Origin of the sequence: Companilactobacillus pabuli (assembly GCF_014058425.1) — a bacterium.
GTDB classification, from domain to species: domain Bacteria; phylum Bacillota; class Bacilli; order Lactobacillales; family Lactobacillaceae; genus Companilactobacillus; species Companilactobacillus pabuli.
Window position 1 is genome coordinate 361,300 of the sequence record NZ_CP049366.1, and the last position, 11,981, is coordinate 373,280.

The 11,981-nt window shown below is 37.0% G+C and carries 12 protein-coding genes; 4 read left to right on the forward strand and 8 right to left on the reverse strand.

Features of this window, described 5'->3' with window-relative positions; genetic code table 11:
* Positions 1–7: 7 nt before the first annotated feature.
* Positions 8–487 carry a nucleoside 2-deoxyribosyltransferase gene (locus G6534_RS01700; RefSeq protein WP_082666997.1) on the reverse strand — a complete coding sequence of 160 codons (480 nt, stop codon included), beginning with the start codon at positions 485–487 and terminating at the stop codon, positions 8–10.
* Positions 488–1,049: 562 nt separating this feature from the next.
* On the reverse strand, positions 1,050–2,081 hold the full coding sequence (locus G6534_RS01705; protein WP_059075173.1) for a branched-chain amino acid aminotransferase: 1,032 nt from the start codon (positions 2,079–2,081) through the stop codon (positions 1,050–1,052).
* Between the two features lie 188 nt (positions 2,082–2,269).
* On the opposite strand from G6534_RS01705, the gene G6534_RS01710 reads away from it, so the two are divergent.
* A complete protein-coding gene (locus tag G6534_RS01710) occupies positions 2,270–3,121 on the forward strand; it encodes an alpha/beta hydrolase (RefSeq protein WP_059075174.1) in 852 nt (283 codons plus the stop codon).
* Positions 3,122–3,179: 58 nt separating this feature from the next.
* Here the strand turns inward: G6534_RS01710 and G6534_RS01715 are convergent, their stop codons facing one another.
* The 5 genes from G6534_RS01715 to G6534_RS01735 all read right to left on the reverse strand — a co-directional run bounded on the left by G6534_RS01715 (position 3,180) and on the right by G6534_RS01735 (position 7,735).
* Entirely contained in the window at positions 3,180–3,521 is a 342-nt protein-coding gene (locus G6534_RS01715; protein ID WP_059075175.1) for a DUF1516 family protein, read from the reverse strand.
* A 297-nt stretch (positions 3,522–3,818) separates the two neighbouring features.
* A complete protein-coding gene (locus G6534_RS01720; protein ID WP_082666999.1) occupies positions 3,819–4,046 on the reverse strand; it encodes an SHOCT domain-containing protein in 228 nt (75 codons plus the stop codon).
* Positions 4,047–4,116: 70 nt separating this feature from the next.
* Positions 4,117–5,109 (reverse strand): LacI family DNA-binding transcriptional regulator, encoded by a 993-nt coding sequence (locus G6534_RS01725; RefSeq protein WP_161936677.1) that lies wholly within the window; start codon positions 5,107–5,109, stop codon positions 4,117–4,119.
* Complete coding sequence (locus G6534_RS01730; RefSeq protein WP_182083073.1) at positions 5,106–6,551, reverse strand: UDP-glucose--hexose-1-phosphate uridylyltransferase; 1,446 nt, start codon at positions 6,549–6,551, stop codon at positions 5,106–5,108. Before G6534_RS01730 ends, G6534_RS01725 begins: the two co-directional genes overlap by 4 nt.
* A complete protein-coding gene (locus tag G6534_RS01735; RefSeq protein WP_059075202.1) occupies positions 6,551–7,735 on the reverse strand; it encodes a galactokinase in 1,185 nt (394 codons plus the stop codon). Before G6534_RS01735 ends, G6534_RS01730 begins: the two co-directional genes overlap by 1 nt.
* Before the next feature lie 148 nt (positions 7,736–7,883).
* Between G6534_RS01735 and G6534_RS01740 the strand changes: the two genes are divergently transcribed.
* The 3 genes from G6534_RS01740 (at position 7,884) to G6534_RS01750 (ending at position 9,920) form a co-directional block, all read left to right on the forward strand.
* Positions 7,884–8,750 (forward strand): DegV family protein, encoded by an 867-nt coding sequence (locus G6534_RS01740; RefSeq protein WP_059075203.1) that lies wholly within the window; start codon positions 7,884–7,886, stop codon positions 8,748–8,750.
* A complete protein-coding gene (locus tag G6534_RS01745) occupies positions 8,740–9,090 on the forward strand; it encodes a VOC family protein (RefSeq protein ID WP_059075204.1) in 351 nt (116 codons plus the stop codon). The genes G6534_RS01740 and G6534_RS01745 overlap by 11 nt, the downstream gene beginning before the upstream one ends.
* 122 nt (positions 9,091–9,212) lie before the next feature.
* Entirely contained in the window at positions 9,213–9,920 is a 708-nt protein-coding gene (locus tag G6534_RS01750; protein WP_082667000.1) for a GntR family transcriptional regulator, read from the forward strand.
* A 58-nt stretch (positions 9,921–9,978) separates the two neighbouring features.
* Here the strand turns inward: G6534_RS01750 and G6534_RS01755 are convergent, their stop codons facing one another.
* Positions 9,979–11,925: a sucrose-specific PTS transporter subunit IIBC gene (locus G6534_RS01755; protein WP_182083074.1), complete on the reverse strand. Its 1,947-nt coding sequence runs from the start codon at positions 11,923–11,925 to the stop codon at positions 9,979–9,981.
* Between the last annotated feature and the right edge of the window lie 56 nt (positions 11,926–11,981).

Below are 11,981 nucleotides of genomic sequence, written 5' to 3' on the forward strand. Positions count from 1 at the left end.
ACACTAATTATTTTTCTGAATATTTTTTAATTCCTTCAAGCATGTCGTCAATGTTGTTGACCATCATACCATTCATTTTGATCAAACCGATTGTGTAATTGTTGATATAAGCAAAAGGATTTTCTCCGATAGTCTTAACAGCCTCAAGCTTTTCAGGGTTTTCGAAACCGTGTTGACGTAGGTCAGTATAAACGCCAATAACAGGTATTTCTTTACCGAAGGCCAGACCAATTTCAGAAGCTACACCATCGTCCATTGTGTCACCATCTAGGATAGCTACTACTAAATCAGAAGAAAGAAGTTCTTTATTGTCTTCTTGAGCAATTTTAATTGAATCAGCGTAATTCATTTTGTCATTAATGTCGCCATTTTCTTGAGGAAGATAGACCTCAATGTTACCGTCCATCTTTCTGATTTTCTCAACCACATATTCGTTAAACATACGGTCAGCTAAAGCAAACAATCCGTTGGCAAAATAGATTTTCATTATTATTAAATCCTTCTTTCTTTTATTTGTTCTGTAATATTTTAGCATGTATAAATGGATAAAAGATATTTAGTTTGGTAAAAATATGCCGTCGTCCACAAAAGTCTTGTGATTGGCTGGAACGCTGGCGACGCCACTTGGAGCCTTTGCTAAGCCCAAGACCGGGCGAAGTCTTCAAGCTGGGTCTTATTCTAAGCGATAAATCGCTAAGAATAATTTGCCGGCTGAGCCATCACAAGACTTTTGTTACCGACTAAATTTCATCTGCTATTTGAAATACATTGTTTAATAGCGAAACATACGCAATATACCATTTTTTATAAAATAAAATATTCCAATATTTAATAGAAAGTTTTATTAAAATAGAAGTTTTAAATAGTTAATTTGTATATACAATTTACCTGTGAGATTCAAAAGCACAAGAATCCGATTTGTTTTAGTTTCCACCAGGGGGACGGGCTCGGATTTGAGGGCTGTGGTTTTGAATCCTACTACCTCACTTTTCTTAACAATATATGAAAAAAGGTCGCAGACATTAATCTGCGGCCTTTTTGATTAGTTATTATTCTACTACTTGAACCCAACCTTCAGGTGCTTCAACAGTACCGAATTGAATTCCAGTTAATGTATCATACAATTTCTTAGTTACAGGACCAACTTCAGTTTCACTGTAGAAGACGTGAAGGTTGCCGTTGTGTTCCAAACCACCAATAGGTGAGATAACAGCGGCAGTACCACAAGCACCGGCTTCAGCAAATCTGTCTAGTTGATCAATATATACGTCGCCTTCTTCAGCGCCAAGTCCCAAACGGTTCTTAGCTAACCAAAGTAGTGAGTATTTAGTGATGCTTGGAAGAATAGAAGGTGATTTAGGTGTTACAAAGACATTGTCCTTAGTAATACCAAAGAAGTTAGCTGATCCAACTTCTTCAATCTTCTTATGTTCGATTGGATCCAAGTAAACACAATCGGCAAAGCCATTATCGTGAGCTTTAGCACCAGGATAAAGACTAGCGGCATAGTTACCACCAACTTTACTTTGACCAGTACCTTTATGAGCAGCACGGTCGTATTGTGAAGTAGTGAAGTTAACTGGTGTAAGTCCACCCTTGAAGTAATTACCAACTGGCATTGCGAAGATGGTAAAGATGTATTCTGGGGCAGCGTGGACACCGATTTGTTCACCAGTACCGATAATCAAAGGACGAATATAAAGTGTGGCACCATTGCCATAAGGTGGTACGAAGTCAGCATTAGCTTTTACAACTGATTTTACTGCTTCTACGAATTTGTCTTCTGGGAAAACAGGCATCAAGAGTCGTTCACATGAGTCCTTTAAACGTTTAGCATTGCGGTCGGGTCTGAACAATTGAATTTTGCCATCTGGAGTACGATAAGCTTTCATACCTTCAAAAGCTGCTTGACCGTAGTGCAAGACTGGGGAAGCCTCACTAATGTGAAGTGTACTATCTTCTGTTAGTCCAGCATCTTGCCATGCGCCGTCTTTCCAATGTGCAGTAAAACGGTAAGGTAAGTCCATATAATTGAAACCTAGATTGTTCCAATCAATTTTTGTTGCATCTGCTTTTGCCATATTTTATATCTCCTTTGTTAAATTTTATCTAATAAATTAATAACATTATTAAATTTATTAGATTCATAATAGTTAACATGCCAAAAAGTGTCAATGATAAATTGGAATTTTTTTAATGATTCTTTTGATTAAGCAAAATTATGAAAACTGGGTACAATAGGGATGATATAGATTAGGAGTGATTTAATTTGAGCAAAAAGAAAATAAATATTGCTATAATTATGGTTTTTTTGTTGCTGATTGGTGGAATATTCACCTTCAGTAATTCGACTCAAGCGGCTACTAAAAAGAAGTACGTCCAAGAATCGATTCCTACCATCTTTTTTCACGGCTATGCCAGCAGTTACCATGCTGAAGAACAAATGACTGGGGCTATTAAAAAAGCCGGTGTAACGAAGACTATTGTGCGTGTTAACGTCAGTCCTAACGGTTATGCTAAGATGATTGGTTCAATTCCTAAAAAAGCTAAAAATCCTATCGTTGAGGTAAATTTTGACAACAGTCGCAATGGCGATTACCACACTCAAGGCCAGTGGGCTAAAAATGTTATCAAAGTTGTTCAGGAAGATTACAAGTGTAAGAAAGTTAATCTAGTCGGACATTCAATGGGAAATATGGCAATCAATTACTATATTTTGGACAATCCCGGTTTGAAAGGCTTACCTAAAATTAATAAAGTCGTCGATATTGCCGGTCATTTTGATGGCATAATCGATGAGGATGATGAGCCTAATGAAACAACACTTGATAAAAATGGTAAGCCGGATCGAATGAATTCTTTCTATAAAGAATTATTAACTTTGAGAAAGACTTATCCTAAAAATATTAAAGTATTAAATATTTATGGTGATAAAGATGACGGGACTCATTCTGATGGGGCGGTAACCAATGCTTCTTCTAAGTCTTTGAAGTATTTAATTTCAGGACGTGCTAAGTCTTATCAAGAAAAGAAAATCGTCGGTAAGATGGCAGCACATAGCAAGTTGCATGAGAATAAACAAGTCGACAAAATATTGATCAACTTCCTATTTAAAAAATAATTAAAAAAGAACTATTAAATATTAAACTCCTAGAGAGAATATATTTAATAGTTCTTTTTTAAGCAAATGGATACCATCCGGCAAGCGCAAAGCCGATTAAAGCAGTGACGATACAAAATATAATGACTGCCCAAATCAGTGATTTATTGATAGTTTTTTGAGCAAAAGCAATTTCAACCAATGCAATAAATATTAATGCCACAATTATTTTTACAATCAATAGCATTGGTTCAACTGACCAAGCTCTGATTGCTAATTTGATACCGGTAATGATGATAACGATATAACCAACACGCGTGATCATTTCGTAAATCTTTGTGTGTGAATTAGTAAATAATGCCAAAAGAATCATGATTGCCATGACTATCCAAGTAATTAAATGCGTCCATAACCAACCCATATTTTGCCTCCTTGATACACTTTAATCTTAGCATTCCGTCCTCCATAGCAAAGAAAATTTGGCTTGAACGTAGTGGGCACGATTTTGAGCTTTTGCATAAACCAAGTGCGCAAAATCTCAAAACTCGGCCTTATTCTAAGCAACAAGTTGCTAAGAATAATTTCACTACTGAGCCAATTTTCTTTGCTATTCCGGACTAGATAGTAGTTTTATATTTTTATGGCTAAACAAATAAGCATCCATTCAAAAATAGTCAAAACGACAATATTTGAATGGATGCTATTTTTTGCTTTTATATTATTTCAATAAATTTTCTTTTCTCTTGCGATAGTCATCATCAGAAACATTACCTTTGGCGTATTCTTGATCAAGAATTTCTAAGGCACTAGTTTTTGAATGATTGCGGTTATTGTTGAGTAAGTACAAGACAACTAAAGCAACTAATAGAATGATGATTCCATAGAACCAAAATCCAGAACCCATGAAACCACCACCGAAACCACGACAATTAGCAAATCCCATCATAGTTATCACTTCCTTAAAGTATTTCTATTTTAATTGTAAGGAAGAAGTATTTTAGGAGCAATCAAACTGCTTAGTTGGTACTTTGGCGGAAGACTAATTTTGTAGCTAGAATGACTTTTTTGGCAACGTGTCGAGGGTTAGTTAAGACATCTTGGATTGAATCGACAGCTGTCTCTCCCATTTGAATTGTGGCCACAGCGACTGAGCTGAGTTCAGGATTTACGAGACTAGCTATGGAAGTGTCATTGAAACTAAAGATTTGAACTTGGTCAGGCACAGAAATTTGTTCTTCCTGCAGAGCCTTCAGGGCACCACTAGCCATTGGGTCGTTAGAAATGAAGAAGGCTTTTGGCAAATTGGGCAACATTTTAATAGCTTGTTTCATTTGTTGATAACCGGATTCCTTCGTGAAATCACCCTTGAAACAAAGTTCAGCTTTAAAAATACTGTGCTTGTTCATAGCCTGTTGAAAACTATTGAAGCGAAAGTCGGGGATGATTCGTTTGTCATCAGTGGAAGTTTCTTCGCCATAGATTAAACCAATATCAGAAATATTTTGACTAGCAAAGTAGTCAATAACTTGTTCAATACCGTAATTGAAATCAGGTAAAACTGTATCAAAACCCTTAGCAAATTGGTCATCGTCAATGAAGACTAAATTGGAACTGATTCGTTTCATAGTCATTACTTGGTCTGAACTGAATTTTCCGATAGCAATGATTCCGTCGATGTCATTTGGAATTTGTTCCAAGTCATTGTGAAAGATTCTTAATATTTCAAAGCCGTATTTAGGAGCTTGTTGTTCGATACCTTCACGAATCGTCATATAGTAGAGGTCATCTTGTTCTTTTGATTCGGAATACCACTGAACTAAGGCGATGTGCTTTTGAAAACGAGAATTCTTGTGATTGGCTTTTTGATAGTTTAAGTCAGTCGCAATTTTTAGAATATTAGTCCGTGTTTGATCAGTGACTGATAAAGTCAAATCGTTGTTTAAAACTCGTGAAACTGTAGCGGCAGAAACGTGAGCTTTTTTGGCAATATCTCGTAAAGTAGCCATTATGAAAGACTTCCTATGAATTTATCGAAGGCCTTTTGACCTTGAGTGTTCCACTTGAAAACTCCAGCATCTTCAAGTACACGACCAAAGACTAAACCAGTTTCTTTGTCGACGATTTCTGATACATTATCTTCATTGAAGTCGTATTTCTTCTGAAGTTGATCAGCCCAAGTCTTGTGATAGTCTGCCATTTGATTAGGTTGTTTGAGTAAATAACGTTCAACTTCTTTTAGTTCATCTTTCAAGCGAGCTGGTAAAATTGCCCGACCCATAACTTCAATTAAACCGATATTTTCTTTTTTGATGTGTTGAACATCTTGATGGGGATGAAAGATACCGTCAGGGAATTCTTTTGAAGTTTGATTGTCACGTAAGACGATGTCTAAAACATAATTTTCGCCGTTTTTGTAAGCAATCGGTGTGACAGTGTGATGACGAACTCCTTTAGTAAAGGCTCTAACGTCAACAGTTTCATCAGAATAATTTTTCCAGTTTTCGTGAATCAAAGTGGCAGCGGCAATCAATTGTTCAGGGTCAGCACTAGTTAAACGAATTGTTGAAAGAGGCCATTTGACGATACCAGCTTTAACATCTTTTATTGGAAGTGAAATAGCACGATCAATTTTAGCTTTCATCATTGGAAATTGGTGACGTCCGCCTTGATAGTGGTCATGACTGAGCATTGAGCCACCAACGATTGGTAAATCAGCGTTACTACCGACAAAGTATTGTGGGAAGATACGAATGATTTCTAGCAAATTATTGAATGTATGTTGATTGATGATCATTGGTTGATGAACTTTATTTAAGAAGATAGCATGCTCGTTGAAATAAGCGTAAGGCGAATATTGGAAGCCCCAAGTTTGTCCACCAAGGATAAAGCGAATGATACGGTGGTTGCTTCTGGCTGGATATCCGAGTCGTCCTAAATAGCCTTCATTTTCCATACATAGTTGACATTTAGGATAACCAGTTTGTTTCTGTTTGCCAGCTAGAGCGATAGCTTTGGGGTCTTTTTCTGGTTTAGATAAGTTAATAGTAATTTCCAGATTTCCATAATCAGTTTTGACTTGATAAGAAATATTTTTGGCAATCGCTTTGACTTTGATGTAGTCATTGTCTTGACTTAATTTGTAGAAATAATTAGTAGCCGTTTCGGGACTTTTTTGATAAAGATTCCAAAACTTAGCGTTAACTTTAGAAGGCAATGGTGTTACGAAATCCATCAGTTGATCATTGAGAATTTCCTTAGCAGTTTGATTATCTTCAATTTTGCCATTTTTGATAGCTGTTTTAATTAAAGCAGTTTTTATATCATCATCGGTTTGATGATTGTCGTCACCAACTAATGCACAGATACGATTATATAAATAAGTTTTGTCGAGTTCTTGATAGTCGTTGTCAGAATTAACGATTAAATCGACAAATTGGTCAACACAGGACATTATTTTTCCACCTCAGAGATTTTGATTTCACTTGGTCCGTCAGCAATTTCAGCAATGTAAAAGTCAGCTTTGTAGCCAATCTTTTCTTGATAAATTTGGCCGACATTTTTCTTAAATGATTCGACTTGGTCTTTCTGAACGAAGGCAATCGCACAACCACCGAATCCAGCTCCGACCATTCGAGCACCGAGAACGCCATCTTGTTGCCAAGCAGCTTCAACTAAAGTATCAAGTTCAACGCCAGTTACTTCATAATCATAGTGGAGTGAAATGTGAGAAGCGTTGACGAGTTTGCCAAATTCAGTTAAGTTGTTTTCCTTTAGATATTTGATAGCTTTAAGAGTTCTTTGATTTTCAAATACTGCATGACGAGCACGACGAATTAAAATATCATCGTTGATTAAATAAGAATTGCGGTCGAATTCGTCGATTGATAATTCGCCCAGAGATTTGATATTTAATTTAGTTTGAAGGAGAGCTAGAGCTTGTTCACATTGACTACGACGTTCGTTGTACTTGGAATCAGCTAAAGCACGTTGCTTGTTTGTATTCATGATTACAATCACGTGGTCGCCGAGTTCGACTGGGGCATAGTGATATTCCATTGTATTAGTATCGAGTAAGATAGCTTGGTCTTTTTTACCCATACCAACGGCAAATTCGTCCATGATTCCGGAGTTGACGCCGATGTATTTATTTTCGTTTTGTTGGCCCATTTTTACGAGATCAATTTGGTCGATTCCAAGCTGGAAGACGTCATTTAAAATATTACCCATTAGTAATTCGATTGAAGCAGAAGATGACAATCCAGCACCATCGGGTAAGTTGCCATGAACGTAAATGTTAAAGCCGTGGTCAATCTTATAACCAGCTTGTTGAATTAAGTAAATCATCCCTTTAAGATAATTTGACCAGTTGTCTTCTTTTTTATAAGTTAAGTCGTCTAGTGTGACGGAAATAATCCCAGTGTCTGGCAAGTTAGCAGAATACATTTGGATTGTTTCATCATCTCGATTACCAAAAGCAGCGTAAGTTCCCAAACTGATAGCACAAGGGAAAACGTTACCCCCATTGTAGTCGGTATGTTCACCGATTAGATTGATTCTACCAGGTGAGAAAAAGAGTTTTTCAGCAGTTTCGTTAAAAATATCTTGATAGCCTTGTAAAATTTCTTTCGTATCCATAATCATTCTCCATTTTTACTAAATATTTACTTAACAAAATGATAGCGCTTTCCAGCAACTAAAACAAGTAGTATAGATTTAATTATTCCTATAAAATGTTATTATTATATGCATGAGTGCCCATACTGGAAAAAAGAGGAAGAAACCAATGAAAACGGCAGTGGTAACTGATACAGCGTCTTATTTGACACCGGAACAAATTAAAAAATATAACATTACTGTTTTACCAATTACAGTTATTTTGGGGAACAAGCAGTACAAAGAAACCGAAGAATTAACCGATCAAGAATTCTTTGATTATTTACGTAACGAAAAAGAATTGCCAACAACTTCTCAAGTATCAATGGGACAAATTCAAGAAGCCTATGACCGTCTAGTTGATGAAGGCTACGATACGATTATTTCGATTCATTTGTCATTAGGAATTACTTCCTTTATGGACAATTTGAGAATGTTCGTTAAGAGCTATGACAAGGCTAAAGTTTATCCGTTCGATTCAATGGCAGCTAGTGGTGCAGAAGCTGATTTAGTCATGATGGCAGGATTATTGGCACAACAAGGCGTTGAACCAGATGAAATCATCAAAAAATTAGAAGATTTGAGAGCTTCTACGCATATCTTGTTTGCAGTTGATGACTTGAAGCATTTGAGTAGAACTGGACGATTGAGCAATCACTCTGCTATCATCGGTAGTCTGTTGAATGTGAAACCATTGTTGACCTTTAAAGATGGTAAAATTTATGCGATTGCTAAAGAAAGAACTATGCATCGTGCTTATAGAATGATTGCTTCAGAAATTAAGAAATATACAGAAGAACACCCAGATAGGAATTTACACATCACGATTGTCGATTCAAACAATCGTGAAATGCTAGATAAGTGGTCAAATGATTTTCAAGAAGATTTTCCTAAAGCTAGAGTTTCCAAGAGTCATTTAGGACCAGCTATCAGTGTTCATACAGGTGAAAAGACTATGGGCGTTGTCTGGGATAAGGATTTTATAAATGAAAACTAGAGTTGTATTGTATGTCAATGATGTTGATATGAGTGTTGATTTTTGGACGATGGAGTTTGGTGGCGAAGTCTCTGATCGTCAAACTTTGAATGGTGGCTATCAAAATGTCATCATTAAAGTTTCTGCAGAAATGGAATTGTCGATTTTTCCTAAAGACTATATTCACATTTATGCCCCAGAAATCCCTGAAACTGTGCCATCATTGATGTTTTTCTCAGAAGATTTTTATCGCTTACATGAGGAGATTTTGAGTGCCAGTGAAATCAGTGAAGTAAATGGTGTTTTGACCTTTAACTTCCAAGATCCCGAAGGAAATATGTTTGTCATGGCAAAAGCATAGGTGAGTCCATTGTGGATTCATCTTTTTTTGTACGTTTTGTCCAGTTACTGATTGTATCTTTTGTTTGCACAAGTATTCGTATGACCATACACTTTAATTAGCGTCAGAAAGGAAAAATGCTTATGAATACTTTGCATGAACAATTGTTGGATCAATTGGTTAGTTATGTTCAAACATTACCAGCTAATGCTAAATTACTTTCTGAAAGACAATTAGCAAATAAATATCAAGTTTCACGTAATACCGTTCGCTTAGCGTTGCTAGATTTGGAGTCGACTGGCTTAGTCCGCCGCGTTCAAGGTGAGGGGACTTTTGTCAATCGAATCAATCTTCAAAGTGACCTCGGTAGTAGTTATAAATTTGGACAACAAATGCGCTTGTTAGGGAAAACTCCTAGTACAAAAATTATTAGTTTTGAAGAAAAAGATGTTAATGCCTATTTTGCTAAAAATCTCAATTTGGAAATTGGCGAGAAAATGTTTAAAGTTAGGCGCTTGCGTTTAGCTGATAATGAACCGATGATGCTAGAGAGAAGTTTCTTGCCAGTAAAGTTATTTCCAACTTTGACTAAAGAGATGCTAGAAAATGATTCGATGTATGACGTCTTTGAACAAGAATTTGACGAAAAAATTGATTACGCCGATGAGTATTTCTCAGCCGATGTTATCAGTAATTGTGACTGTGAGTCTATGCAGTTAAAACCGGGAACTCCGTGTTTGCATTTGGAAAGAAAAACCTATGACGAACAAAAGCACATTATTGAGTTTACTTTGAGTACTGCTCGCAGTGATGAGTTTGCTTATCATGTTAGACATAATTTGGAAAATTAAAAAAGATGCTGAAAATTAGATCGGCATCTTTTTTTGCGCTTATTTGATTTGTGAAGGGTTAAGCAGTAGCAACCGGAGTTGCTTCAAGTGTTGGTTTAGTTAAAACGACGATGTCATCACCTGAAGTGACATCAGATTTGTTCAAGCGGTCAACGTCTGAATATGTGGCACTGTTAGTTACAACAACCATAACGGTTGTGTCATAACCGGCAGCTTGAATCTTTTGTAGATCAAAAGTTCCTAATAGATCACCTTTGTTGACGTGTTGTCCTTGTGTGACATTGGAATTGAAGTATTGTCCTTTGAGATCAACCGTATCGATTCCTAAGTGAATCAAAATTTCGGCACCGTCATCAGTTTGAATTCCATAGGCGTGTTTAGTTTCATAAGCAACGGTCAAAGTTCCGTCAGCTACAGCATAAACGTTACCATCACTAGGTTTGATAGCAGCACCCTTACCCATAATTTCAGCTGAAAAAACTTGGTCGTTAACTTCGGATAAGTTGATCAATTCGCCACTGACGGGAGCAGCAATCATTTCGTCAGCAACTTCGATATCTTTACCTTCAGAAATAGGGGCGGCAGTCGTTACTTTGTCGAATTTCTTACCATAGACATATGTCAAAGTGAATCCTAAGGCGATACTGATAATGATACTGATGAAGAATGGTAGATAAGATTTAGGTGGTAGGGAGATGAAACCGATGATTCCAGCAGCACCTAAAGCACTGGATAGAACGTGGAAAATACCGATAATAATTGAAGAAATACCTGAAGCAATCATGGCACAGAAGAATGGGTAACGAAGTCTCAAGTTCACACCAAAGATTGCAGGTTCAGTAATTCCTAGTAAAGCTGAAACACCAGCTGAAGAAGCAAGTCCTTTTTGCTTTTCGTTTTTAGAAATGAAGAAGACAGCCAGACAGGCGGCACCTTGAGCGGCGTTGGCCATTGAAGCGATTGGGAAGATGAAATCTCCACCGGTTTTGGCAATATTAGTTAATAATTGAGTTTCGATAGCAGGGAAACTTTGGTGCAATCCAGTAACTACGATAGGTGAGTAAAAAGTACCAAAGATAGCCGTACCGATAAAGCCAGTTGTGTTGTACATCCAAACGATACCATTAGTTAAAGCATCGGATAATGTTCTCATAATTGGTCCGACACCGATGAAAGTCAACAAGCCAGTGATGATAACGGCAATTAACGGTGTAAAAATAAAATCGGGTGTAGCGGGCATGTGTTTGTGAAGCCATTTTTCAATGGTAGCGAGGATCCAAGAAACAGCTAGAACAGGTAAAACTTGTCCTTGATATCCAGCTTGAGCGACGTTCATACCGAAGATATTCCAGTAAGTCATTTTGCCAGCAGCCATCACGTTGGCAACGTCATAACCACTAACCAAACTAGGCATAACCATAGCCATACCAATAGCGGCACCAAGATAAGGATTACCACCAAAACGTTTCGTAGCGGAGAATCCAATTAAAATTGGCATGAAAGTAAATGGTGCAGAAGCTAGTAAGTTGATCAGTTCAGAAACACCTTTTAAGCCGGGGTACATTTGAACAACTGATTGAGCTCCAAAGAGGTCTTGAGAGGTCAAAACATTGTTCAAGGCCATCAATAGACCACCAGCGACTAAAGCAGGAATCAATGGTACAAAAATATCAGAAAGAAGTTTAACTAAAGCCATTACGGGGTTAGCTTTTTTGCCGTCAGTGGCAAGATTCTTTAAGTCGTCAGGTGTGACTTCTTTTAAGCCGGTTTTTTTGATGAAGAAATCGTAAACCTTATCAACATCCCCAGGTCCGATAATGATTTGATATTGACCATTGATACTGAAAGTACCTTTTACGTCATCATCATTGTCCAAACCTTTTTGATCGATTTTTTTAACATCTTTAACTACTAATCTCAATCGAGTAGCACAATGGGCGGCAGCAATTAAGTTATCTTTGCCAACGTATTTGATTACTCGATCAGCAACTTGTTCATGATTCATGATGCGTTCCTCCTAAAAATTCATGTAAGCGCTTTTTGTAATTTAATAATACATGC